Origin of the sequence: Streptomyces sp. NPDC048192 (assembly GCF_043202415.1) — a bacterium.
GTDB lineage: Bacteria > Actinomycetota > Actinomycetes > Streptomycetales > Streptomycetaceae > Streptomyces.
In genome coordinates this window covers 332673-357094 of sequence record NZ_JBIDAL010000010.1, presented here as the reverse complement: position 1 = coordinate 357094, position 24422 = coordinate 332673, and the positions used below count along the sequence as shown (strand labels likewise).

Annotated in this window: 25 protein-coding genes and 1 tRNA gene; 11 read left to right on the top strand and 15 right to left on the bottom strand. The window is 71.4% G+C overall.

Features of this window, described 5'->3' with window-relative positions; genetic code table 11:
* Positions 1-142 precede the first annotated feature (142 nt).
* Positions 143-787, top strand: coding sequence for an HNH endonuclease family protein (locus ACGFZN_RS23865; RefSeq protein ID WP_393860479.1), 645 nt, complete (start codon positions 143-145; stop codon positions 785-787).
* A 10-nt stretch (positions 788-797) separates the two neighbouring features.
* Here ACGFZN_RS23865 and ACGFZN_RS23860 read toward each other — a convergent pair whose 3' ends face one another.
* Positions 798-1412: a DedA family protein gene (locus ACGFZN_RS23860; RefSeq protein WP_393860478.1), complete on the bottom strand. Its 615-nt coding sequence runs from the start codon at positions 1410-1412 to the stop codon at positions 798-800.
* Positions 1413-1668: 256 nt separating this feature from the next.
* On the opposite strand from ACGFZN_RS23860, the gene ACGFZN_RS23855 reads away from it, so the two are divergent.
* Positions 1669-2202 (top strand): superoxide dismutase family protein, encoded by a 534-nt coding sequence (locus ACGFZN_RS23855; protein ID WP_393860477.1) that lies wholly within the window; start codon positions 1669-1671, stop codon positions 2200-2202.
* A gap of 69 nt (positions 2203-2271) precedes the next feature.
* On the opposite strand, the gene ACGFZN_RS23850 is transcribed toward ACGFZN_RS23855, so the two are convergent.
* Complete coding sequence (locus ACGFZN_RS23850; RefSeq protein ID WP_393860476.1) at positions 2272-2727, bottom strand: DoxX family protein; 456 nt, start codon at positions 2725-2727, stop codon at positions 2272-2274.
* 269 nt (positions 2728-2996) lie between these two features.
* Positions 2997-3227, bottom strand: coding sequence for a DUF2277 domain-containing protein (locus ACGFZN_RS23845; protein WP_393860475.1), 231 nt, complete (start codon positions 3225-3227; stop codon positions 2997-2999).
* A 93-nt stretch (positions 3228-3320) separates the two neighbouring features.
* Between ACGFZN_RS23845 and ACGFZN_RS23840 the strand changes: the two genes are divergently transcribed.
* Entirely contained in the window at positions 3321-4232 is a 912-nt protein-coding gene (locus ACGFZN_RS23840) for a ketopantoate reductase family protein (RefSeq protein ID WP_393860530.1), read from the top strand.
* Between the two features lie 131 nt (positions 4233-4363).
* Positions 4364-4705: a hypothetical protein gene (locus tag ACGFZN_RS23835; RefSeq protein WP_393860474.1), complete on the top strand. Its 342-nt coding sequence runs from the start codon at positions 4364-4366 to the stop codon at positions 4703-4705.
* A 45-nt stretch (positions 4706-4750) separates the two neighbouring features.
* Here the strand turns inward: ACGFZN_RS23835 and ACGFZN_RS23830 are convergent.
* Positions 4751-4825: transfer RNA gene (locus tag ACGFZN_RS23830), tRNA-Val, on the bottom strand.
* A gap of 246 nt (positions 4826-5071) precedes the next feature.
* Between ACGFZN_RS23830 and ACGFZN_RS23825 the strand changes: the two genes are divergently transcribed.
* The 3 genes from ACGFZN_RS23825 (at position 5072) to ACGFZN_RS23815 (ending at position 7417) form a co-directional block, all read left to right on the top strand.
* Entirely contained in the window at positions 5072-6463 is a 1392-nt protein-coding gene (locus ACGFZN_RS23825; protein ID WP_393860473.1) for a hypothetical protein, read from the top strand.
* A 120-nt stretch (positions 6464-6583) separates the two neighbouring features.
* The gene (locus tag ACGFZN_RS23820) at positions 6584-7192 is read left to right on the top strand and encodes a DUF4383 domain-containing protein (protein WP_393860472.1); all 609 of its coding nucleotides are present in this window, start codon (positions 6584-6586) and stop codon (positions 7190-7192) included.
* A gap of 9 nt (positions 7193-7201) precedes the next feature.
* Positions 7202-7417 carry a zinc ribbon domain-containing protein gene (locus ACGFZN_RS23815; protein ID WP_393860471.1) on the top strand — a complete coding sequence of 72 codons (216 nt, stop codon included), beginning with the start codon at positions 7202-7204 and terminating at the stop codon, positions 7415-7417.
* 48 nt (positions 7418-7465) lie between these two features.
* Here ACGFZN_RS23815 and ACGFZN_RS23810 read toward each other — a convergent pair whose 3' ends face one another.
* The 3 genes from ACGFZN_RS23810 to ACGFZN_RS23800 are packed head-to-tail and all read right to left on the bottom strand — an operon-like array spanning position 7466 to position 11888.
* On the bottom strand, positions 7466-8281 hold the full coding sequence (locus tag ACGFZN_RS23810; protein ID WP_393860470.1) for an HAD family hydrolase: 816 nt from the start codon (positions 8279-8281) through the stop codon (positions 7466-7468).
* Positions 8281-10725 (bottom strand): phosphoribosyltransferase, encoded by a 2445-nt coding sequence (locus tag ACGFZN_RS23805; protein WP_393860469.1) that lies wholly within the window; start codon positions 10723-10725, stop codon positions 8281-8283. Before ACGFZN_RS23805 ends, ACGFZN_RS23810 begins: the two co-directional genes overlap by 1 nt.
* Entirely contained in the window at positions 10722-11888 is a 1167-nt protein-coding gene (locus ACGFZN_RS23800) for an HpcH/HpaI aldolase/citrate lyase family protein (RefSeq protein WP_393860468.1), read from the bottom strand. The genes ACGFZN_RS23805 and ACGFZN_RS23800 overlap by 4 nt, the downstream gene beginning before the upstream one ends.
* Before the next feature lie 187 nt (positions 11889-12075).
* On the opposite strand from ACGFZN_RS23800, the gene ACGFZN_RS23795 reads away from it, so the two are divergent.
* A complete protein-coding gene (locus ACGFZN_RS23795; protein ID WP_393860467.1) occupies positions 12076-12822 on the top strand; it encodes a TerD family protein in 747 nt (248 codons plus the stop codon).
* A gap of 12 nt (positions 12823-12834) precedes the next feature.
* On the opposite strand, the gene ACGFZN_RS23790 is transcribed toward ACGFZN_RS23795, so the two are convergent.
* The 6 genes from ACGFZN_RS23790 to ACGFZN_RS23765 all read right to left on the bottom strand — a co-directional run bounded on the left by ACGFZN_RS23790 (position 12835) and on the right by ACGFZN_RS23765 (position 17423).
* Positions 12835-13569, bottom strand: a complete 735-nt coding sequence (locus ACGFZN_RS23790) for a Tellurium resistance (protein ID WP_360143923.1) — start codon at positions 13567-13569, stop codon at positions 12835-12837.
* 144 nt (positions 13570-13713) lie between these two features.
* Positions 13714-14853 (bottom strand): DUF475 domain-containing protein, encoded by a 1140-nt coding sequence (locus tag ACGFZN_RS23785; protein WP_393860466.1) that lies wholly within the window; start codon positions 14851-14853, stop codon positions 13714-13716.
* 142 nt (positions 14854-14995) lie between these two features.
* On the bottom strand, positions 14996-15574 hold the full coding sequence (locus tag ACGFZN_RS23780; protein ID WP_393860465.1) for a TerD family protein: 579 nt from the start codon (positions 15572-15574) through the stop codon (positions 14996-14998).
* A gap of 106 nt (positions 15575-15680) precedes the next feature.
* Entirely contained in the window at positions 15681-16256 is a 576-nt protein-coding gene (locus ACGFZN_RS23775) for a calcium homeostasis/redox stress adaptation protein (protein WP_393860464.1), read from the bottom strand.
* A gap of 138 nt (positions 16257-16394) precedes the next feature.
* Positions 16395-16853, bottom strand: coding sequence for a peroxiredoxin (locus ACGFZN_RS23770; RefSeq protein ID WP_330340351.1), 459 nt, complete (start codon positions 16851-16853; stop codon positions 16395-16397).
* Positions 16854-16985: 132 nt separating this feature from the next.
* Positions 16986-17423 carry a DUF3052 domain-containing protein gene (locus ACGFZN_RS23765; protein WP_330340350.1) on the bottom strand — a complete coding sequence of 146 codons (438 nt, stop codon included), beginning with the start codon at positions 17421-17423 and terminating at the stop codon, positions 16986-16988.
* Positions 17424-17839: 416 nt separating this feature from the next.
* On the opposite strand from ACGFZN_RS23765, the gene aceE reads away from it, so the two are divergent.
* Positions 17840-20587, top strand: a complete 2748-nt coding sequence (gene aceE, locus ACGFZN_RS23760; RefSeq protein ID WP_393860463.1) for a pyruvate dehydrogenase (acetyl-transferring), homodimeric type — start codon at positions 17840-17842, stop codon at positions 20585-20587.
* A 90-nt stretch (positions 20588-20677) separates the two neighbouring features.
* Positions 20678-21421, top strand: a complete 744-nt coding sequence (locus tag ACGFZN_RS23755) for an ion channel (RefSeq protein ID WP_393860462.1) — start codon at positions 20678-20680, stop codon at positions 21419-21421.
* An 85-nt stretch (positions 21422-21506) separates the two neighbouring features.
* Here ACGFZN_RS23755 and ACGFZN_RS23750 read toward each other — a convergent pair whose 3' ends face one another.
* Positions 21507-21812 carry a small hydrophobic protein gene (locus tag ACGFZN_RS23750; protein ID WP_393860461.1) on the bottom strand — a complete coding sequence of 102 codons (306 nt, stop codon included), beginning with the start codon at positions 21810-21812 and terminating at the stop codon, positions 21507-21509.
* A gap of 239 nt (positions 21813-22051) precedes the next feature.
* Positions 22052-23671 carry an MFS transporter gene (locus ACGFZN_RS23745; RefSeq protein WP_393860460.1) on the bottom strand — a complete coding sequence of 540 codons (1620 nt, stop codon included), beginning with the start codon at positions 23669-23671 and terminating at the stop codon, positions 22052-22054.
* A gap of 66 nt (positions 23672-23737) precedes the next feature.
* Here ACGFZN_RS23745 and ACGFZN_RS23740 point away from each other — a divergent pair, with 66 nt between their 5' ends.
* Complete coding sequence (locus ACGFZN_RS23740) at positions 23738-24373, top strand: TetR family transcriptional regulator (RefSeq protein ID WP_393860459.1); 636 nt, start codon at positions 23738-23740, stop codon at positions 24371-24373.
* The last annotated feature ends 49 nt before the right edge of the window (positions 24374-24422 follow it).

The window sequence follows — 24422 nt, the reverse complement described above, 5'->3', positions numbered from 1 at the left end:
GTTCCGCCGCGAACCCCGCCCGGCCCTTGTCGTGACATGGACGCGTCACTAGTTTCTTACCGAGCGCTCACCCACCGGCCACGCGGCCCCGCGAGCATTCCCTTGCTCGCACCCAAGTCCTTGACCCCACAAGGGAGTTCGCATGCCCAGGTTCTACGCGCGTCGACGGCTGAGCATACTCGCCGTTCTCACCGGGCTCATAGCCTCCGCCGCCCTGTTCGACTCCCCCAGCGCCTCCGCCGCCCTGCCGACCCCGGTCAGCGCCGCCACCGCGCGCAGCTACCTCTCCCAGCTCACCGTCGCCACCGAGGACCGCACCGGCTACAGCCGCGACAAGTTCCCGACCTGGATCACCATCTCCGGCACCTGCAACACCCGCGAGTGGATCCTGAAGCGGGACGGCACGAACGTCGTCACCGACTCCGCCTGCACCGCCACCAGCGGCAGCTGGTACTCGCCGTACGACGGCGCCACCTGGACCTCCCCCTCCGACGTCGACATCGACCACCTCGTGCCGCTGGCCGAGGCCTGGGACTCCGGCGCGAGCAAGTGGACGACCGCGCAGCGGCAGGCGTTCGCCAACGACGTCACCCGCCCCCAGCTCCTCGCCGTCACCGACAACGTCAACCAGTCCAAGGGCGACCAGGACCCGGCGACCTGGGTGCCGTCCCGCTCCGCGTACGTGTGCACCTACGTCCGGGCCTGGGTGCAGGTGAAGTACTACTACGACCTCTCGGTCGACTCCGCGGAGAAGAGCGCGCTGACGAACTACCTGGCGAGCTGCTGATCCCTCGGCGTCAGGAAGCCGGGCGGCGGCGCATCAGATAGCCCGCCGCCGCGCCCGCCGCGACCAGGGCCGCGAACGAGACGGCCGTGGCCAGCCAGGTCGCGCCGAGCCACTGGGCGCCGTAGTAGCCCAGGGCCACGCTGTAGGCGGCCCAGGACAGGCCGGCCAGAGCCGACCAGGGCACGAAGTCGCGGGCGCGGCGGTGGGCGGCGCCCGCGCAGAAGGAGACGACCGAGCGGCCCGCGGGGGCGAAGCGGGCGAGGACGACCAGCGCGCCGCCGCCCCGGGCCAGGGCGTCGCCGAGACGTTCCTGCGCGGTGGTCAGCCGCCGGGAGCGCGCTATGGCCCGGTCCAGCCGCTCGCCGCCGCGCCAGGCCAGGCGATAGGCCACCAGATCGCCGAGGACCGAGGCGGTCGCCGCGGACAGGACCAGGACCAGCAGGTCCGGCACGTCGTGCGGGACCCGGCCGGCCGCCGCGCCCGACCCGGCGGCGGCGGCCGTACCCGCGGTGATGACGAGCACTCCGCTGGGCAGCACCGGCACGAACACGTCGAGCAGCACGGACATGACCACCGCGGCATAGATCCATGGCCCGGCGGCCAGCGACCCCACACTCTCGAACACGACGACTCCCGTAGCTCCCCCGTTGACAGCCGTACAGCGTACGCCGCGGGTGGGACAGCAGTGCCGTAGGGGCCCGGAGATGCTACGGAGCGTCGAAGCGGTGGACGCGCGCTGTCACCCGGACGGCGCCCGCTGGGCGGCGCGTCGGGGCCGTATCCGTAGCAATGGAGACAGACCTGCACGGAGTCCGGGCACACATACCGGCCCACGTCCGACACGAAAGACGGCGCGTCAAGCGCAGAAAAAGGTGCACATCATGGTGGCAGCCGTTTACGCGGGCGTCCTCGCCGCGGCCCTGTTCGCGACCGGGACGCCGAGCACCGCCCATGGCTACTCGGTGGAGACCTACGGCGTGTTCTCCGCGCCGGCCGGGTCCGCGAAGCCGATGGCGGTGACGTACGACAAGAAACTCGTCCCGTCCGGGGCCCTGGTCCAGGTCCGCCAGAAGACGGCGGCGAACGGCGCCACGACCGTCGAACTGCGGGTGGCCGGCGTCAAGCCCAACCATCACTTCGGGGTCCACGTCCACCAGAAGGCCTGCGGCGCCGACCCCGCCGCCGCGGGCAAGCACTACCAGAACAAGCCGGGCACGGACGCCGCCCACATGACCAAGGACAACGAGATCTGGCTGGACTTCAAGTCCAACGCGAACGGCATCGGCAGCGCGAGCGCCAAGCACGCCTGGTCCTTCCGCAAGGGCGAGGCCGGCTCGGTGCTGATCCACGACGCGCCCGGCATGAAGGGCGCCCGCGTCGCCTGCGTCACCGTGCCGTTCCGCAGCGCGTCGTAGGCGGGGCCGGCCGCGGGAGACAGGACGGCGCCCTTCCCCTCGTGGCGGGGAAGGGCGCCGTCGGCCGTGTCAGGCGGCCATCGGGGCCCGCTCGGTGGCGGCCCGGGCGTCCGCGGCGGTGCGGCGGGCGACGAGCCGGTCGAGCCCGAAGGCGCCGGACCCGGTGAAGACCAGCAGGAAGAAGGACCAGCAGAACAGCACGGGCAGTTCGCCGCCGTTCTGGATGGGCCACAGCGCGGCCTGCTGGTGGACGTCGAAGTAGGCGTACGCCATCGAGCCCGAGGCGATCAGCGCGGCCCCGCGGGTGCCGAGGCCGAGCAGCACCAGGCCGCCCGCGACCAGCTGGATCACGGCCGCGTACCAGCCGGGCCAGGTGCCGGCCGGGATCGTGCCGCCGTGGGTGCCGGCGGCGCCGCCGAGGACGCCGAAGAGCGACGCGGCGCCGTGCACGGTGAAGAGCAGGCCTACGACGATGCGGAAGAGCCCGAGGACATAGGGCTGAGCGGTATGGAGGCGTGCGGTCATGAGGGGGTGCTCCTCTTCGGTGTCGGTCGGGCCGGCCGGGGACGGGAGAAGGGCCGGTCGTGGGGGCGGCGGTACCGAATGGAGCACCCAGGTTAGGGGGACCTAACCAGTGCTTGCAAGTTCAACATCTGGCCATGGATGAGCGGCACGCGTCGGCCGTGCGCCGCGCAGGGCCGCGGGAGGGCGCGGACGGCCGCACGAGGGCACGGCAGGGCCGCCAACTGCGCCGATTCCCGGCCCGGTTGTCCTGATGACACGTCACCGGGGCGCTACGGTTCGCTCCTGGCCGACTGCCCGCGCACCTCCAGCCCCGCGAGCAACTCCGCCGTGGCCGCGGCCACCGCCGCCACCGCCCGGTCGAAGACCTCGCGGTTGTGGGCGGCGGGGGCCCGGAAGCCCGAGATCTTCCGCACGTACTGCAGAGCGGCGGCGTGGATGTCCTCCTCCGTGGCCTCACCAGGCAGCACGGGCGGACGCAGGGTCTTGATGCTCCGGCACATGCCCCCAGTCTCACGCAGCCGGCGGCGCGGTGCGATGATCCCGCCGAAGGCGGCCACCGATCCCCGGGGCCGACCGTCGAAGGGATGAGCCTCATGGCGAACGCCGTGGCGAAAAAGAACACTCTGGCCGTGCTCGGCCCCGGCGGCACCGGCGGTCTCCTCGCCGCCCTGCTGTCCCGCGCCGGGCACCGCGTGATCTGCCTGGCCCGCAACGACACCGCCGAGACCCTGCGCCGCGGCGGAATCGCGGTCCGCAGCCCGCAGTTCGGCCCGTTCACCGCCCCCGTCGAGGCGGACACCGAGCTGCGCGAACCGGTGGACGCCTGCCTGATCGCCGTCAAGCACACCGCGCTGGACGCCGCCCTGACCCGGGTGCCGCCCGCCGCGCTGGGCGACGCCCTCGTCGTACCGCTGCTGAACGGCGTCGAACACCCGGCGGCCCTGCGCGCCCGGTACCGCCCCGACCGGGTCGCCCCCGCCGTGATCCGCGTGGAGTCCACCCGCGTCGGCCCCGGCGTGATCGAACACGGCAGCCCGTTCACGGAGATCGACCTGGCCGGGGACGCCGTACCGCGACCCCGCCTCGAGGAGTTGGCGGCCGTCCTCACGTCCGGCGGGGCGACCGCCCGCGCGGTCGGGGACGAAACGGCGGCCCTGTGGGCGAAGATGGCGTTCCTCGCCCCCTTCGCCCTGCTCACCACGCGGTACGGCCTCCCGCTCGGCGAGGCCCGCACCCGGCACCGCGAGGAGCTTCAGGCGCTGGTCGCCGAGGCCGCCGCGGTCAGCCGCGCCTGCGGCGGACCGGCCGACCCGGCCCAGGCGATGGCCCGGTACGACGCCTTCCCGCCCGGCGCCAAGTCCTCCATGCAGCGCGACGCCGAAGCGGGCCGGCCGCTCGAACTCGACGCCATCGGCGGGGCGTTGCTCCGTGCGGCCGCCCAACACGGGGTCGCGGCGCCGGTGACGGCCCGCCTGGTGGCCGAGCTGCGGGCCGCCGGCCACTGACCGCGCAAGGAGACGGAGACGGCACCGGCGGGCGGGGCGTCCTGCCCGCCGGGCCACCCGTTCGGCTGAACCTCCCGCGCACCCCGCGAACGAACTCGCTCCCCTAAATCGAACAGGCGTAGCATTGGCGTGTGGCTACGACCTATGAATTCCCCAGTGACCTCCTCGCCGGTCAGGAGGAGCTGCATCAGGTCCGGGCCGAGCTGTCGGCCCTGCTCAAGCGCCTGCCCTGGTCGGTCGAGCCGATGGACGGCTTCAGCGACGACACCGGCTGGCGCAAGGTGGAGCGTCCCGCGTCCCCGGGCTGGACGGCGGACGAACAGGCCGAGGTGGAGAAGCTGCGCCGCCGCGAGCACGAACTCGCGGTGTTCGTCACCACGCACCGCTTCTGGGCCGAGGTCGCGGCGGCCGACCGCGCGGACGCCCGCTCCAAGCTGAAGCACGCCCACGAACAGCCCGCAGAGGAGGGATGACGGCGCGACGACGAAAGCCCCCGGCCGCATGGGCCGGGGGCTCGCTGGTGGGCGCGGACGGTTTCGAACCGCCGACATCCTGCTTGTAAGGCAGGCGCTCTACCCCTGAGCTACGCACCCGGACACCCGGGCACGCGCCCAGGACGAGTCGACAGCCTACCTTGCCCGCACCGGTGCGCGGCAAACCCGTAACGCCGGGCCAGGGGCCGGGTACGGGGGCTGCCCCGCCCCGGGTCCGGGAGGCTGCCGGACGTCCGCACGGCGAACCGAGCCGCCGGAACCGCGAACTGACCGGCCCGTGTGTTCGTCTACAACGGGTGGGAGAATGACACCACCCAGGGGCGGACCACAGCACGGGAGAGGGATGTGACGGGGACACCGGGCACGCCAGCGACGCGGTCGTACCCGCCGTCGACCGCCGCACGGGCCCGGTCCGGGTCCGCGGCCCTGCGCGACACCCTCACCTTGATCGGCCTGCCGGTGCTGGCCGCGCTCGCCCTGCCCGCCGCGTTCGCCGGCGGCGGCACCCGGCGCTGGTTCGGCGGCCGGGCCGAGAGCCAGCGCGCCGAGGCGCAGGCCGCGAAGGACGCCGCGGCGGCCGCGTTCTACGAACTCGACACCGCCCAGCGCGACCTGCGGATCTCCGTCGAGACCATCACGGCCGTGGACGACTCCCCCGCCGCCCGGCGCGCCGCCGCCGACTTCGCGGCGCTCGGGCAGCGCATCGACGAGGTCAGCCGGCGCTACATCCAGGCCGTGGACGCCCACGACCTGGACCGGGACGACCTGGAGGCCGCCGCGGCGGCGCGGGCGCGCTCGGAGCTGACGGCGGCGAAGGACGAGCTGGTCCGGGCCAAGCAGGAGCTGGACCGTTTCGGCAGCTCGCTCGGGCCGCTGCTGGACAAGGCCGAGACCCAGCTGGCCCGGCTGGCGCCCGCCGTGGAGCGGGCCCGGCAGGCACTGCTGGGCGCGAGCAACGCCCTGGACGCCGTACGGGCCGAGGGCCTGCGCGCCGACGACCTCGCCGCCCGGCTCGCCGCTCTGTCGCCGGAGCTGACCAAGCTGAACCAGGGAGCCGGGCAGCACGGGGCGCAGCAGACCCTGGAGCGGGCCGAGCGGGTGCAGCGGGAGGCCGGGGCGATCCGCGCCGAGGCCGAGCGGCTGCCGGAGAAGGCCGCCGAGATCGACCACCGGCTGGTCAGCCTGCGCACCCGCGCGCAGGCGCTCACCACCAGGGCCGGGCAGGTGGACCCGGTGCTGAGCGAGCTGCGGCGCCGGTTCGCCGCCGCCTGCTGGCAGGACCTCCAGCACGTGCCCGAGCAGGCCGCTCAGAACGTACGGCAGGCCGAGCTGAAGCTCCGCGAGGCCCAGGCGGCGCGGGAGGCCCAGCGCTGGCCGGACGCCACGTCGCTGCTGTCGACGGTACGGGCCCTGCTGAACACCACCGACGAGGCCGTGTCGGCCGCGGGTGACCGGCTGCGGCGGCTGAACGAGGCGCAGAAGGATCCGCAGGCGGAGATCGAGCGGACCCGGTTCGCGATCCGCGACGCCCAGCGGCTGGCCATGACGGGCCGCACCACCCCCGACCCCCGGCACGCCCGGCCGCTGGACGAGGCGGTGGAGCGGCTGGAGCGGGCGATCGGCTCGCTGGAGGGGCGCCACCCGGACTACTGGCACTTCCTGACCGAGACGGACGCCGTCCGGCAGACGGCGGCCCAGGTGGTGGCCCGGATCCGGGAGGAGCGCGGGGGGCACTGAGCGGCCGGCCCGCCGGGTGCGCGGCGGGGTGCGCGGCGGGCGTGTGTGTTGCCGGGTGTGGTCGGGCAGGCGGATATTGGATGGACGGATGGCCTCCGCTAGCGCCCGAGGGAGGCGGACATGGCCACACACGCACCAGTGCACACGAGGCCGCGGCGGCGGATCTCGTTCGACGAGCATCTGCCCGTCGACCACAAGCTGAACACGGTCTACCGGATCGGCGCGGGGCTGATCGGCGCGTTCCTCGTCGTCTTCGGCGTCCTGGGCCTGATCAACCACATCGGCTTCTTCAGCCTCAGCGGTGACCGCGTCGCCGGGCTGAACACCAACGGCACGCTGAGTGTGCTGTCGATCGTCGTCGGGGCGATCCTGCTGGCCGGCATGGTGATCGGCGGGAACGCGGCCTCGACGCTGAACATGGTGTTCGGCGTGCTCTTCCTGCTGAGCGGCTTCCTGTTCCTGGGCCTGCTGGACACGGACTACAACTTCCTGGCGTTCCGGATCCCCAACGTGTTCTTCAGCTTCGTCGTCGGCCTGCTGCTGATGACCTTCGGCATGTACGGCCGGGTCGGCTCCAGCCTGCCGCACGACAACCCGTACTGGCGGGCCCGCCATCCCGATCCGGGCACCGAGCCGCCGGGGCGCGAGCACGAGACCGGTGTGCCGCCGATGACGATGCCGCTGCCCGGCAAGGGCGAGGAAGAGCCCGGGTCCCGCGGCGCCGGTTAATCTGTGCGCATGCCTCGCTACGAGTACCGGTGCCGTACCTGCGGCGACACGTTCGAACTGAACCGTCCGATGGCCGAGTCGGCCGCGCCCGCGTCGTGCCCCGCGGGGCACGACGACACGGTCAAGCTCCTGTCCACCGTGGCGGTGGGCGGCAGGGCGGGAGCGGCCCCCCAGGCGCCGGCCGGCGGCGGCGGTGGCTGCTGCGGCGGGGGCTGCTGCGGATAGCCGCCCACGGGGGCGCCGCACAGCCCCACGCGCCACAGCCCCGCGCGTCTAGCCGGTCGCCGTGCGCGTCGCCCGCAGGAACTCCCGTACGATCCGCTCCCCCGCCAGCACCCCGCGCTCCGGCAGCGCCGCGACCTCCGGGGCCCGCCAGCCGGTGTCCGCCAGCTCGCCGTGTCCCGGGCGCCAGCCCCGGTCGGCGGCGAGCAGGAGGTCGGCGTCCAGGAGGGAGTCCCCGGCCGCCAGGGTGAGCCCGGCGCCCGTGCGGCGGGCTATCTCGCGGACGGCCGCGCTCTTGGTGAGCGGCTGCGGCACGGCGTAGATCTTGCGGCCCTGGAGGGAGACCGTCCAGCCGCGGTCCTGCGCCCACACCGCCAGCTCCTTCACCCACTCCTCGGGCAGCAGCTCGCGCTCGACGACGAGATAGGCGAACAGGTCCTCGGCGATGCGGTGCTTGCGCACCCAGGCGGGGTCGGCCGAGCGCAGCAGGTGCCCGGCGACCTCGGCCAGCGGCGCGCACTCGGCGGCGAGACGGGCCTGCACGCCCGCGTGCCAGTCGGCGTCGGTGGCCCCGTCGACCAGCAGATGGCCGCCGTTGGCGCAGATCGCGTACTTCGGCGGCGGCCCCGGCAGGTTGATCCGCTGGTACTGCTTGCGCGTCCGGGTCGTCGTCGGGACGAAGACCGCCGCGTCGCCGAGATCGGTCAGCAACTGGGCCGCCGTCTCCGTCATGTACGACAGCGGCCTGCTCTCGTGCACCTCCACGCACAGCAGCCGCGGCGCCCTGGCGTCCGGCATGGTCAGGGCGAGGGCCGCCGAGGAGTAGATCAGCGTGCGGTCGAGGTCGCTCGCCACCAGCACCGGCATCAGACGCCCACCGCCCTGCCGTCGGCGCCGGTGGCGCCCCGCGTGTACCTGGGGTGGATCAGCCCGACGCAGCTGTACGGCAGTTCCCCGACCTCCTCGACGGGGACGCCCCTTTGTGCGGCGAGCAGCCGGACGTGGTCGAGGTCGGCACCGGCGCCCGCGCGCGCCAGGATCTTCCACGGCACGCGGCGCAGCAGCACCCGGGTGGTCTCGCCGACACCGGGCTTGACGAGGTTCACGTCGTGGATGCCGTACTCCTCGCTGATCCGCTCCACCGCCCGCCAGCCGGCCCAGGTCGGGGTGCGGTCCTCGGCCATCAGCTCCTTCACCGCGGTGCCGACGGCGTCGGCGACCTCCGGGAAGCGGGCGGTGACGGTGTCGAGGAAGGCGACGGAGACGTCGGCGCCCGCGAGTTCGCGGTAGAACTTCGCGCCGTGGAAGTCGTCCGGGCCGACCAGGTCGGCGCGCAGCACGGTGCGCGAGATCAGGCCGGAGACGGTGGAGTTGAGACACGCGGAGGGTATGAGGAAGTCCTCGCGGGTGCCGTAGGTGCGCACGCAGGAGCCCGGGTCGGCGAGCACGGCGATCTCCGGGTCGAAGCCGGTGATGCCCTCGGCGGCCTCGAACTCCTCGACGGCCTGGGCGAGTTCGCGGGTGATGGCGCCCTTGCCGGTCCAGCCGTCGACGAACACGACGTCGCGCGGGTCGTGGTGGGCGGCGAGCCAGCGCAGGGCGTTGGCGTCGATGCCCCGGCCGCGCACGATCGACACCGCGTAGTGCGGCAGGTCGAGGCCGTGCCGGAACCGGGCCCAGCGGCGCATCAGGATGCCGACCGGGGTGCCCGCGCGGGCGAGCGAGACCAGCACCGGGCGCGGCGACCGCTCGGCGACGACCGTCTCGGTCACCACGCCGACGGCCTGCGCGATCCGGGCGGCGGAGGCGTCGAGGGCCGCGTGGAACAGTTCCTGGTACTGCTCGCTGGGCTGGTACTCCACCGGCAGCGACTCGGCGTAGTGCGCGCCGCCGCTCTGGATGGCCTCCTCGCGCTCCTCGGTCGGCGCCTCCAGCGTGACGTCGGAGAGGTCCTGGAGCAGCCAGCCGACCTCCTCGGGCGGGTAACTGGAGAACGCGGGGCCGCGGAGGGGCTCGGGCAGCATGGCCGGCCTTTCGGGAGCGTGCGGTACGTACGACGGGACGACCGCGAGCAGGACGTGCGGGGTGTGCGCGCCGAGCCGGGCCAGCAGGCCGCCGGGCGCGTGCAGGGCGGGGGTGTCGGCGACGGAGTCCACCACGGCGACGACGGCGTCGAAGCCTCCGCCCGCGACGTTGTAGGCGTAGCGCTCGCCGGGGCCGTCGGCCGGGTCGTCGTGCGCGGGGAAGACCAGCCGGGTGCGGATGGCGTAGCCAGGGTCGTCCACGGCGAGGACGGGCGAGCGGGTGGTGGTCGAGAAGCGCACCTCCGCGTCCGCGACCTGCTCCAGCTCACGCGCGAGGCGCAGCGGGGCGTACATCAGCTCCTCGAAACCGAGCACGAGGACGCGGCGGGCGCCGGCGGGCAGGGCGTCCGACATGCGGGCCGCCATCTCGGGCAGCGCGGCCTCCAGGCGGGCCCGGTGGGCGGGGGTGAAGCCGTGGCGGCCGCCGTCGGGGAGGCGATGGGGCCAGCGCAGGTCGACCCGGACGACGTGCGCCGGCCGCTGCGGGACCGCACCGGCGCCGGGCCGCGGTTCGTGGGCGGCCACCAGCCGCTGCCCCTTCTCCAGCACGTCCTGCGGCAGCCGTACGGCCCCGGAGGCGGCGGCGACCAGGTCCAGTCGCGCCCCGGTCTCCGCGGCGAACCGCTCCATCCGCGCGACGTCCTCGGCCGAGCGCATGTCGACCAGGGCGACCACCACATACCGGGCGCGCGGATGCCGTCCGTGCAGGTCACGGATGGTGTTCAGCACGGTGTTGCCGGTGGAGAACTCGTCGTCGACGAGCACCAGGGGACCGTCGCCGGCCAGCAGGGCGGGGTCCTCGGGCAGCAGCAGATGCGACGTGGCGTGCGAGTGCGACTCCTCGAAGCCGCCCGCGGGGGCGACGCCGGCCACCGGCCGGCGCGTGGAGTGCAGGTACGGCGCCGTGCCGAGCCCGTCGGCGACCGCGTGGCCCAGGCCGGTCGCGGTCTCCGCGTAGCCGAGGACCACCGCGGCGCGGGCCTCGGCCGGGGTGAGCAGGTCGGCGACCTTGCGGCCGAGCCGGAACCCGTGGCCGTAGACCACCGCGGGCGACTGCGGCACATGCTTGCCGAGGACGTTCGACACCAGAAGATGGGCGCGCTTGGGGTTGCGGCGCAGGGCGAGGCCCAGCAGGGAGCGCAGGGCGTCGTCCCCCACGAGTTCGACCCCGAGCCGCTCGGCGACCCAGCTGCCGGACCATACGGCGTCGTGCACTGCGTTCCTCATGCGCTCATTCCCGCGGCGAGCAGCTCCACGAAGCCGACGTCCTCCCGGGCGACCCCGAAGACCTCGGCGCGCAGCAGGGTCCGTTCGGCCCAGGCGCGGTGCGGCTTCACCTCGTTCATCTTGTTCGTGTAGGCCGACCGGAGTACACCCCCGCCGCCGCGTTCCGGCCGCAGGATGTCCTGGGCGTCGCTGTACTCCTCGTGGCTGACCACGGACAGCGCGTGCACGGGCAGCACGTGGGTGGGGTGGATGCAGGTCTTGCCGAGCAGGCCGTTGGCCTGGTCGAGGGAGATCTCCCGCAGCAGCCCGTCCAGGGCGTGCTCGATCAGCTTCTCGCGCAGCTCGACCGCCTGCACCTCGAGGAACGGGCTCTGCCGCAGCTGGGGCTTGAACATGCGCTCGGAGAGCCGGAAGTACTCCCAGACCGGCCCGGTCACGGTGAATCCGGTGCCGTCGGCCCGGCCCAGCATGTTCACGACGTCGGCGATCACCGAGGCGACGATCTGGACGTCGTAGGCGGTCATGTCGGGGGCGCGGCGCAGGCCGTAGGAGGAGCAGAAGTCGGTCACGCCGAGGCGCAGCGCGAGCACCCGGTCCCGGTACTTGTCGACCGCGCGGAAGATGCCCTCCAGGGTGTCCACGCGGGACTCGCGGTACAGCAGCTCCGGGGACTCCAGGACGGGCATGGCGAACAGCCGGCGCCCGCACTCCGCCTCGGCGGCGGTCAGGGCCTCCAGGAAGGGGATGCCGCGCTCCTCGGTGAACTTGGGCAGCACGAATCCGGACAGCAGCCGCACCGACGCGCCGAGCCGGCGTGCCAGGTCGGGGATCTGCCCGGGGGCGCGCACGCGGATGAAGAGCAGCGGCGGCTCGAAACCGGGCCGGGCGGCCAGGTCGGCGAACTGCCGGACGAGGTTCTCCTCGCCGGCCACCACGTCCGCGTCGTCGATCGAGTCCTCCAGGCACAGCACCATCGAGACCACGCCGTTCCCGGCCTGCTTGACGATGTCGTCGGCGAGCCGCGGCCGGGTGGCCGGGCTGTACAGGGTGGCGCCGAGGGCGGCGGCGAGCAGCCGGGCAGGCCCGTCCGCGGTGAACGCGCACGGCTCCCGGTGGAAGAGGCGCCGCCGCGCCTCGGGGGCGATGTGCCCGAAATGACGCATAGAACTCCCCCAGGGCGATGAACCCGAGTCTCAGTGTTCGGTAAAGGGTGGCCGGTAATAGTACGTAAGGACCCATGTCGGAGGTTCCCCGCGGGCATGAATTTCCGGTAACCCGCCCGTGTCCGCGCCGCTGTGGACACTACCCCCCGCATTGTCGTGGCCAGGACCGAGAAGGCAGGATGACCGCATGACGCACGCGATGCTGAAGGGGTCGAACGTCCCTCTGGAAGCCGGCACGGTCCGTGCCGTGCTGCGCTGGACGCCGGGGCAGTCGGTCCCGGACGTGGACGCGTCGGCGCTGCTGCTGGGCCCCGGCGGCCGTGTGCGCTCCGACGAGGACTTCGTCTTCTACAACCAGCCCCGGCACCCTTCGGGGAAGGTGTGGCGGCTGGGCAAGAAGCGCATCGCCGAGGGCCTGACCGACACGGTCCAGGCCGAGCTGCCCGGTGTCGAGCCGGACGTGACCCGGATCCTGCTGGTCGCGTCCGCGGACGGCGTCACCTTCGACCGGGTGCCGTCGCTGTGCATCCTGCTGTACGACGCGGCGGTCGCGGACGCCGAGCCGCTGGCCGTGTTCGAGATCAAGCCGGAGACGGGCGCGGAGACGGCGCTGATCTGCGGTGAGCTGTACCGGCGCGGGGAGGGCTGGAAGTTCCGCGCGCTGGGCGAGGGGTATTCGAACGGGCTGAAGGGGCTGGCCACGGACTTCGGCATCTCGGTGGACGAGTCCGGGGGCGAGGACGGCCCGGCGGTCGCGCCCGAGCAGCCGACGTCGGCGGTGCCGCAGCAGCCGCCCGCGTACGGCTATCCGCAGCCGGTCTCGGCTGCGCCCGCGTACGGTTACCCGCAGCCGGCGCCGGTGCCGGCGGCCGTGGGGCCGGTGGACCCCGACTTCCGGTTGCCTCCGCAGGGGCCGCAGTTCATCGGGCGGTGAGCGCGGGCCGCCTCACCGCTCCACCTTCGTCTTGTAGCCCCTGCCCCACTGCAGTCCCCACCCGTACAGCCGGTCCAGTTCGCCCTGGAAGCCGTAGACGAACTTCACCTCGCGGCGGACGACCAGCTCGCCCTTGACGTTCTCGATCATCACCACGGCGCAGGAGCGGGCCTGGGGGTGGCGTTCGTCGAGGCCTATCTCGATGTGGGGGCCGTTGCTCGGGTAGAGGGTGACGATGGCGTGGGTGCGGTCGAAGGCCGGGGTCTGGTCGTAGATGTAGACGAAGACCAGCAGCCGCTTGATGGCGTCGCGGTGGTCGAGGTTGACGTACATCGTCTCGCCGGACGCCGAACCGAACCGGTCGTCGCCGCTGAGCTTGATGTACGGCGGCGCGTTGACGTCGCCGAGGTAGCCGCCCAGCGGCTGGACGACGCCCTTCGTGCCGTCGGACAGTTCGTACAGGCAGCCCAGGTCCAGGTCGACGTTGACCATGCTCTGGCCGTGGCCGAGGACCTCCGGCGGCCTGAGCGCCTTGAAGGGGTGCCGCAGCAGGCTGGGGCGCCGGCCCGCGTCGAAGTCGGAGGTGCGCATCCGCCAGGTGAGGTTGACGCGCAGATGGCCGGTGGCCGCGCCCTGCTTGGTGAGCGACACCGTCTGGTGCCGCTTGGTGAGTTCGATGCCGTTCGCCGAGTTGCCCGCGTCGAAGTCGGCGGCGCCGGCGCCGCGCAGCCCGTCGAAGAGACCCATTCCCGCCCCAGGTGTTCGTGTGCCCGTCGTCCATGACGCTCGGGGCGGCCGACCGCGTCGGCCGCCCCGATTCAGAGCGTTCCCTCGCCGGACGCGGTGCCACACCCCGTCACCGCCCGGATCTGTCCCGTAGGGGACGGGGGATCACACCCCCGAGGAGACCTCGGTCTTCTCGCCGGTGCCGTCGCCGGCGGCTGCCAGGGCGCGGTTGCGGCGGACGGAGGACCAGAAGGACCAGGCGATCAGGACGACGCCGACGAGTCCGGTGATGACCTCGTTGATCTCGTACTGGATGGTGACCATGAGGATCACGGCCAGGGCGCCGATGGCGTAGTGGGCGCCGTGCTCCAGGTAGACGTAGTCGTCCAGGGTGCCCTGGCGGACCAGGTAGACGGTGAGGGAGCGCACGTACATGGCGCCGATGCCCAGGCCGAGGGCCATCATGACGATGTCGTTGGTGATGGCGAAGGCGCCGATCACACCGTCGAAGGAGAAGGACGCGTCCAGGACCTCCAGGTAGAGGAACATGAAGAACGCGGCCTGGCCGGCCAGGACGACCGCCGAGCGTTTCCTGCCGGTGCGGGCGGCCTCTTCCTCCTCCTCGTGCTCGCGTTCCTCCTCTTCCTCCAGCCGGTCCTCGAAGTAGCCGGAGAGACCGCCGACGATCATGTAGGTGATCAGGCCGGCGATGCCGGCGATCAGGACCGTCTGGGCCTTGTCCGCGTGCGCGCCGCCGTGCTGGTGGGCGTGGGTGGCGAAGGTGAAGGAGGTGATCAGCAGGACGATCAGGGAGATGCAGACCGACAGCATGTCGACCTTGCCGAGCTTGGCCAGGGGCCTTTCGATCCAGCGCAGCCACTGGATGTCCCGGTCCTCGAAGATGAAGTCGAGGAAGATCATCAGCAGGAACATGCCGCCGAAGGCGGCGATGGCCGGGTGGGCGTCGGTGACGAGCTGCTGGTAGCGGTCCTTGTCGGTGAGGGCGAGGTGGACCGCGTCGTAGGGGTTGAGCTTGGCGGTGAGCGCGACGATGACGACGGGGAAGACCAGCCGCATGCCGAAGACCGCGATCAGAACGCCGACCGTGAGGAAGATCTTCTGCCAGAAGGCGTTCATCTTCTTCAGGATGCCGGCGTTGACCACGGCGTTGTCGAACGACAGGGAGATCTCCAGGACGGCCAGGATGGCGACGACGCCGAAGGCCTCCCACCCCCCGTAGAAGACCGCGGCGACCAGACCGAGCGCGGTGACCGCGAACGACCAGCCGAAGGTTTTCAGAAGCACTGGCTACCCAATCATCTATGGGGGCGCCTCCCAGACGAAGTCTGGGTGAGGGTCTCCCCCGCGCCGTACTCGGCTTTGCGAAACGTTGACCCCGAGTGTAGAGGTGCACCCTACCGGCGGTGCCGTCCGGGACCGAGGCTCGCTACGAGACGTTCACCCCGAAGTCGAGGGCGATGCCGCGCAGACCCGACGCGTACCCCTGGCCCACCGCCCGGAACTTCCATTCGCCCTGGTAGCGGTAGAGCTCGCCGAAGATCATGGCGGTCTCGGTGGAGGCGTCCTCGCTCAGGTCGTAGCGGGCCAGCTCCTGGCCGTCGGCCTGGTTGACGACCCGGATGAAGGCGTTGGAGACCTGGCCGAAGGTCTGGCCGCGCTCGTCGGCCATGTGGATGGAGACCGGGAAGACGATCTTCTCGCACTGCGGGGGGACCTTGCCGAGGTCGACCAGGATCGTCTCGTCGTCGCCCTCGCCCTCACCGGTGAGGTTGTCGCCGGTGTGCTCGACCGAACCTTCGGGGCTCTTGAGCTGGTTGTAGAAGACGAACCACTCGTCGCCCAGCACCCGGTTGTTCGCGCCGCACAGCAGCGCGCTCGCGTCCAGGTCGAAGGGGGCACCGGTGGTGGAACGCGCGTCCCAGCCGAGGCCGATCATGACGTTGGTGAGATTCGGTGCGGCTTTGGAGAGGGAGACGTTGCCTCCCTTGGCGAGCGTGACGCCCATGATGCTGGTCCTCCCCTAGTGGTGCTTCCCTGGTTGTCCTGCGCGTCCGGCGCCGCCCGTAAACGGTGCGGCGCCGGACGGTACGGATGCCGGATCCCTGCCGGGATCAGACGTTGACGCCGAAGTCCTGGGCGATGCCGCGCAGGCCCGAGGCGTACCCCTGGCCGATGGCGCGGAACTTCCACTCCGCGCCGTGCCGGTACAGCTCGCCGAAGACCATGGCGGTCTCGGTGGAGGCGTCCTCGCTCAGGTCGTAGCGGGCGATCTCCTGCTGGTTGGCCTGGTTCACGACGCGGATGAAGGCGTTGCGGACCTGGCCGAAGGACTGCTGGCGGTTCTCCGCGTCGTAGATCGACACCGGGAAGACGATCTTCTCGATGTCGGCCGGGACGGTGGCGAGGTTGACCTTGATCTGCTCGTCGTCGCCCTCGCCCTCACCGGTGAGGTTGTCACCGGTGTGCTCGACCGACCCGTCGGGGCTCTTGAGGTTGTTGAAGAAGACGAAGTGCTGGTCGCTGGCGACCTTGCCGGAGTTGTTCAGCAGCAGCGCGCTGGCGTCGAGGTCGAAGTCCGTGCCGGTCGTGGTGCGCACGTCCCAGCCCAGACCGACGATGACGGCGGTCAGGCCCGGGGCCTCCTTCGTCAGCGATACGTTGCCGCCCTTGCTGAGGCTGACTCCCACGGGTCCTCCATGTGGTGTCCAGGGGCGGGGAGCCCCGTCGTGCTTCGGATATGGGATCAACGAGCCGATCCTAGTGACGGGTTCCCGCCCCCCGCAGGCCCTGGACCCGCGCCGGCGCGGATGTCGGCCACGGTCGGCCTACAGGGTGTCGAGCGCCTTCACGTAGTCGTTCAGGTCGCGCGCGTCCGGCAGGCCGTTGACCACGGTCCACCGCACGACGCCCTCCTTGTCGATGATGAAGGTGCCCCGGACGGCGCATCCCTTGTCCTCGTCGAAGACGCCGTACGCGCGGCTGACGTTGCCGTGCGGCCAGAAGTCGCTGAGCAGCGGGTACTCCAGGCCCTCCTGCTCGGCGAAGACGCGCAGGGTGTGGATGGAGTCGTTGGAGACGGCGAGCACCTGCGTCCCGCGGTCGGAGAACTTCGGCAGGTTGTCGCGCAGCTCGCACAGCTCACCGGTGCACACACCGGTGAAGGCGAAGGGGTAGAAGAGCAGGACCACGTTCTTCTCGCCGCGGAAGTCCGAGAGCTTCACGGTGCGGCCGTGGTTGTCCTTGAGCTCGAAGTCGGGCGCCTTGTCGCCGACCTGGATCGCCATCGTCGTGCATCCCTTCGGTGGGCTGTTCGGGTGAGCGCACAGCAAACGCTCGGGTCCACCCTACGCAGCGATCACCGGGGAGCCGGGGACGGGCCGGGCCGGAAACCGGCCCGGCCGCTCACACGGCGAAGATCACCTCTTGGACTTGGCGGCCTTCGGCGTGGCCAGGCGGCTTCCGCTCCAGTCCTTGCCCACGCTGACGCTCTTCGACGCCGTCAGGCCGGCCGTCGTGGCGGCGTCCTGGATGTCGCTCGGCTCCACGTACCCCGCACGGCCGGTCTTCGGCGTGAGAAGCAGGATCGCGCCGCCCTCCTCGATGTACGTGGTGGCATCCACCAGCGCATCCGTCAGGTCGCCGTCGTCGTCACGGAACCACAGCACAACGGCGTCGGCCACGTCGTCGAAGTCCTCGTCCATGAGGTCGCCCTCGATGGCTTCCTCGATGGCCTCGCGGAGCTCCTGATCGACGTCGTCGTCGTAGCCGATCTCCTGGACCACCTGCCCGGGCTGGAACCCCAGCCTGGCGGCAGGGTTCGTCCGCTCCTCCGCGTGGTCCGCGGTCGCGCTCACGGGTTGCCTCCTGATCATGTCTTGGTGAGTATCTCAGCCACGCGCGTGCGCGAAGCATTGGCCGTAGTCCACACGGGCGGGGCGGATCGCGCAAGTACCCGGCCCTCCGGACCGCCGAAACGGTGACGATCCCGGCCGTGTCGACGCAACTCCTGGCACCGTACCCCGATTGTCGGCGACCCACATCACACCGATGTGCCCGCTTTGCCCGGATCGGAACCCTCTCGGAATCATCCGGTGATACGCCCCTCGAACAACTTTGCCAAGCCCGTCACACCCCGGGCGTATCGTTGCGTTTTGACCGCTGGAGACAGTGGGGGGACACCGAGGAGATGACGTACGCCGTCCCGAGGTACACGATGGGGAACGGTGCAGGCACGAGTAAAAAATCGGCCCTTTGACAGGTAAGGAACAGCGTGGCTTCCGGATCCGATCGCAATCCGATCATCATTGGCGGCCTTCCGAGTCAGGTTCCTGACTTCGATCCCGAGGAAACCCAGGAGTGGCTCGACTCCCTGGACGCCGCAGTCGACGAGCGCGGCCGGGAGCGGGCCCGCTACCTCATGCTGCGGCTGATCGAGCGAGCCCGCGAGCGGCGCGTCGCCGTGCCCGAGATGCGCAGCACGGACTACGTCAACACCATCGCCACCAAGGACGAGCCGTTCTTCCCCGGCAACGAGGAGATCGAGCGCAGGATCCTCAACGCCACCCGCTGGAACGCCGCGGTGATGGTCTCGCGCGCCCAGCGTCCCGGCATCGGCGTCGGCGGCCACATCGCCACCTTCGCCTCCTCCGCCTCGCTGTACGACGTCGGGTTCAACCACTTCTTCCGCGGCAAGGACGAGGGCGACGGCGGCGACCAGGTCTTCTTCCAGGGCCACGCCTCCCCCGGCATCTACGCGCGCGCGTACCTGCTCGACCGGCTCACCGCGGACCAGCTGGACGGCTTCCGCCAGGAGAAGTCCAAGTACCCCAACGGCCTGTCCAGCTACCCGCACCCGCGCTCCATGCCGGACTTCTGGGAGTTCCCGACGGTCTCCATGGGCCTCGGCCCGCTCGGCGCGATCTTCCAGGCGCGGATGAACCGCTACATGCACGCGCGCGGGATCGCCGACACCTCCAAGTCCCATGTGTGGGCCTTCCTCGGCGACGGCGAGATGGACGAGCCGGAGTCGCTCGGCCAGCTGTCCATCGCCGCGCGCGAGGGCCTGGACAACCTGACCTTCGTGGTCAACTGCAACCTGCAGCGGCTCGACGGCCCGGTGCGCGGCAACGGCAAGATCATCCAGGAGCTGGAGTCCGTCTTCCGCGGCGCCGGCTGGAACGTGATCAAGCTGATCTGGGACCGCACCTGGGACCCGCTGCTCGCGCAGGACCGCGACGGCGTGCTGGTCAACAAGATGAACATCACGCCGGACGGCCAGTTCCAGACCTACGCCACCGAGTCCGGCGCGTACATCCGCGAGCACTTCTTCGGCGACGACGTACGGCTGCGCGCGATGGTCGAGAACATGACCGACCACCAGATCCTGATGCTGGGCCGCGGCGGTCACGACCACCGGAAGATCTACGCCGCGTACAAGGCGGCCCTGGAGCACAAGGGCCAGCCGACGGTGATCCTGGCCAAGACGGTCAAGGGCTGGACGCTGGGCCCGAACTTCGAGGGCCGCAACGCCACGCACCAGATGAAGAAGCTGACGGTCGACGACCTCAAGCGCTTCCGCGACCGGCTGCACCTGCCGATCTCCGACAAGGAGCTGGAGTCCGGCGCGCCGCCGTACTACCACCCGGGCCGCGACACCGAAGAGATCCAGTACATGCACGACATGCGCAAGGCGTGCGGCGGGTACGTCCCCACGCGCGTCGTGCGCTCCAAGCCGCTCGCGCTGCCGGACGACAAGGCGTACGCGACGGTGAAGAAGGGCACGGGCCAGCAGTCCATCGCCACGACGATGGCGTTCGTCCGGCTCCTGAAGGACCTCATGCGGGACAAGGAGATCGGCAAGCGGTTCGTGCTGATCGCGCCGGACGAGTACCGCACGTTCGGCATGGACTCCTTCTTCCCGAGCGCGAAGATCTACAACCCGCTCGGCCAGCAGTACGAGGCGGTCGACCGGGACCTGCTGCTCGCCTACAAGGAGTCGCCGACCGGCCAGATGCTGCACGACGGCATCTCCGAGGCGGGCTGCACGGCCTCCCTGATCGCGGCCGGCTCGGCCTACGCCACGCACGGCGAACCGCTGATCCCGGTCTACGTCTTCTACTCGATGTTCGGTTTCCAGCGCACCGGCGACCAGTTCTGGCAGATGGCCGACCAGCTGGCGCGCGGATTCGTCCTGGGCGCGACCGCCGGCCGTACGACCCTGACCGGTGAGGGGTTGCAGCACGCGGACGGCCACTCCCAGCTGCTGGCCTCGACCAACCCGGCGTGCGTGGCGTACGACCCGGCGTACGCGTACGAGATCGCGCACATCGTCAAGGACGGCCTGCGCCGCATGTACGGCGGCGACGCCGAGCACCCGCACGGCGAGGACGTCTTCTACTACCTGACCGTCTACAACGAGCCCATCCAGCACCCGGCCGAGCCGGCGAACGTGGACGTCGAGGGCATCCTCAAGGGCATCCGCAGGCTGAGCGAGGGCACCGGCGGCTCCGTCCCGGCGCAGATCATGGCGTCGGGCGTGGCGGTGCCGTGGGCGCTCGAGGCGCAGCGGATCCTCGCCGCGGACTGGAACGTGCGCGCCGACGTCTGGTCGGCCACCTCCTGGAACGAGCTGCGCCGCGAGGCGGTGGCGTGCGAGGAGCACAATCTGCTGCACCCGGAGGAGGAGCAGCGGGTGCCGTACGTGACGCGCAAGCTCAGCGGCGCCGAGGGTCCGTTCGTGGCCGTGTCCGACTGGATGCGCTCGGTTCCGGACCAGATCGCGCGCTGGGTGCCGGGCACGTACCAGTCGCTGGGCGCGGACGGCTTCGGCTTCGCCGACACGCGCGGCGCGGCGCGCCGCTTCTTCCACATCGACGCCCAGTCGATCGTGGTCGCGGTGCTGACCGAGCTGGCCCGCGAGGGCAAGGTCGACCGCTCGGTGCTGAAGCAGGCCATCGACCGGTACCAGCTGCTGGACGTGTCGGCGGCGGATCCGGGGGCGGCGGGGGGCGACGCGTAGCCTCCCCACTCTCGGTTGCCGGGTGCGGGTGCGCGGGGCCTGGTCGCGCGGTTCCCCGCGCCCCCTTCGGGGCGCGTTTACGATGCGGGTATGAACGAGCGGTCGGCGCAGGCGCGTTGGGAGAGGTGTACTCAGCGGCCGTTGCTCGCGCTGGCGGTGGCGTTCGCCGTCGCCTATGCCGTGCCGATCGTGGACAATCCCGCGCGCCGCTCCGTGACGGTCGTGTGCACCGCCACGGAGTGGGTGGTGTGGGCCGCGTTCGCGGTGGACTACCTGATGCGTCTGGCGCTCGCCCCGCGCCGGCGGGAGTTCGTCCGCACGCACTGGATGGACCTGTGCGCGGTGGTGCTGCCGGTGCTGCAGCCGCTGCGGTTGCTGCGGATGGTGTCGACGCTGCTGCTGGTGGGGCGGCGGGCGCGGATGGCCTCGCAGATCCGGCTGACGACGTACGTCGGCGGGGCCGTGATCGGGCTGCTGATGTTCGGGTCGCTCGCCGTGCTGTCCGTGGAGCGGGACGCGCCGCACGGGAACATCCGGACGCTGGGTGACGCGGTGTGGTGGTCGTTCACGACGATGACGACCGTGGGCTACGGGGACCACGCGCCGACGACCGGGCTCGGGCGGATGATCGCCGTCGGGCTGATGCTGTCCGGGATCGCGCTGCTGGGTGTGGTCACCGCGAACATCGCGGCGTGGTTCATCTCGCGCTTCGAGAAGGACGACGCGGAGGAGCGGCGGCAGACGCTCGCCATCGCGGAGTTGGCCGAGGAGGTGCGGTTGCTGCGGGCCGAGGTGGCCCGGCTGGCGGAGGAACGCTCCGGGCAACGGAGTTGACCGGCCGCCGGGTGGTGCGGCGGGGCGAGGCGCGGTCGCTCGCCGCGCAGGCGTGCGACCCGCACCCCGCTACCGGGAACCTCGCCTAGAGCAGCCCGTGGCCCCATGTCGCCGCGCCTGCCAGGGCGACGATGGCCAGGAGCGTGTCGATCGCGCCCAGGACCAGCGCCACCAGGGCCGGGATGTCACGGTCGTTGGACCAGGTGCGGCCCATGGACTGCCAGCCGCAGAACACCGCCACCGGGCCGAGGACGATACCCAGGGCGAAGAAACCGGCCACGGCACAGATCGTGCCGATGATGCCGAGCGTCGCACGGTCCGGCCCGGTCCGGTGCCACGTGCGGCCACGTGACCGGGGGTACCCGCGCGTTCCGTGCCCGAAGCCTGCCATCATCAACTCCCTGAGGCCGTATGGACAGTTCGGCTTCGATGTGCGGGTACCCCGGTTCGCCGCCGGCAGACCTGCGCGCGCTGCCCCCCTCCCAGCAGCGCGCGCCACGGCCCGGCCTCCTCCCATGCCCTGCGGAGGACTTGACCCACTGTGACCCGTGGCGCGCGCCGGTGCGAGCGATCTTTAGCGGAGTCACCCTGATAGGCGAACTCCGCGCGCGTTCCGGAGCCGAGGCGGCCTCAGATGTGGCCCACGCCCGCGCCGGCCTCCGCGTTCGCGCCCCGCTTGGTGAGCAGCGCGACCAGCACGGCGACCGCCGCCACGCCGGCCGCGACCAGGGAGGCGAGGCTCATGCCGGTGATGAACGTGTGGTGGGCGACCTCGGTGATCTTCGCGGCGATCTGCTCCGGCACGCCCTTCGGCACCGGGGCGACACCGACCTGGACCGCCTCGGAGGCCTTGTCCAGCTGATCCGGCGTCAGCTTCGGCAGGCCCGCGCCCGTCCAGTTGCCCGGCAGGTCGCTGTCCACCTTGGAGGCCATCACGGCGCCCAGGACGGCCGTGCCCAGGCTGCCGCCGATCTGCATGGCCGCCTGCTGGAGGCCGCCGGCGACACCGGACAGCTCCATGGGGGCGTTGCCGACGATGACCTCTGTGGCACCGACCATGACCGGCGCGAGGCCGAGGCCGAGGAGCGCGAACCAGACGGACATCACACCGCTGCCGGTGTCGGCCTTCAGTGTCGACATGCCGTACATGGCGACCGCGGTCGCGGCCATGCCGCCGGCCAGCGGGATGCGCGGGCCGAGCTTGGTGATCGCGGCGCCGGCGAGCGGAGAGCCGACGATCATCATGCCGGTGAGCGGCAGCAGGTGCAGGCCCGCGTCGATGGGGCTCATGCCGTGCACGTTCTGCAGGTAGAAGGTGACGAAGAACAGGCCGCCCATGAACGCGATGGCCATCAGGACCATCAGGACGACACCGGCCGACAGCGGGACCGAGCGGAACAGCCCCAGCGGGATCAGCGGCTCCTTGACCCTGGTCTCCCAGAACGCGAAGACGGCGAAGAGCACCGCGGACGCGCCGATGAACAGCCAGGTCTTTCCGTCGCCCCAGCCCCAGGTCGGGGCCTTGATCAGGGCCCAGACCAGGCAGAACATCGCGCCGGAGAGCAGCGCGATGCCGGGCAGGTCGAAGGAGCGCGGGGCGTTCTCCGCGCGGTGGTCGAGCAGGATCAGCACGCCCAGGACCAGGGCGAGCGCTCCCACCGGCACGTTGATGAAGAACACCGACTGCCAGTTGACGTGCTCGACGAGGACGCCGCCGAGGATCGGGCCGCCCGCGGTGGAGGCGCCGATCACCATGCCCCAGATGCCGATGGCCATGTTGAGCTTCTCGGCCGGGAAGGTGGCCCGCAGCAGGCCGAGCGCGGCCGGCATCAGCAGGGCGCCGAACAGTCCCTGGAAGACGCGGAACGTGACGACCGCGGCGATGCTGTGGGACAGGCCGATGGCGCCGGAGGCGGCGGCGAAGCCGGTGACGCCGATGAGGAAGGTCTGCCGGTGGCCGAAGCGGTCGCCGAGCTTGCCCGCGGTGATCAGGGAGACCGCGAGGGCGAGAAAGTAGCCGTTGGTGATCCACTGCACCTGGGCGAAGGTGGCTCCCAGGTCCTTCTGGATCGCCGGGTTGGCGATGGCCACGATGGTGCCGTCGAGGGCCACCATCATCACGCCGACGGCGACGGTGATCAGGGTGAGCCAGGGATGGCCGCGCAGCCCCGCGGCCGGAGGCGACTCGAGCGGGGCCTTGGGCGCCGCGCCCTCCGGCCCCGTCGCATCGATGGTGGTCTGACTAGTCATACATACGAGGCTAGTGACAGCCTCTGACAATTGACAAACCATTTCATCCGTCAGTAACTGACACCTATGGAAACACTGCGCGAACGCAAGAAACAGCGCACCCGGGAAGCGCTGCTGCGGGCCGCCCTCGAACTGTTCACGACCCAGGGGTACGAGCACACGACCGTCGACGAGATCGCCGAGGCCGTCGACGTCTCGCAGCGCACCTTCTTCCGCTACTTCGCCGGCAAGGAGGACGCGGCGTTCGCGGTCCAGGAGATGACGGAGGCGCGTTTCGTCGACGCCGTACGCGCGCGTCCGCCGCACGAGGCGCCGCTGGAGGCGCTGCGGCAGGCGGTCCTGGAAGGGTGGGACGCGATCCGGGAGACGGTCGAGACGTGCGTCCCGGTCGAGCTGTACCTGCGCATGTACCGCACGATCGAGTCGACGCCCGCGCTGCTCGCCGCGCACCTGCGCCGCTCGGCGGCGACGGAGGAGACGATCGCCCGGCTGCTGGCCGAGCGCGAGGGCGTGGACGTGGACGCCGACCCGCGGCCGAGGCTGGCCGTGGCCGTGTTCGGCGGCGTGATAAGGGTCACGGAGCGGCAGTGGTGCACGGGCGACGACTTCAGCCTGGACGCCATGCGTCAACTCACCGCGTCCTACCTCGATCGGGTGGGTTCGGCGCTCACCGGGAACTGGCGCGCGACGGAAGATCGTTGACGACCCGTTCGATGCCCGACGAAACGTGATACCGGTCACTCGGTTACCC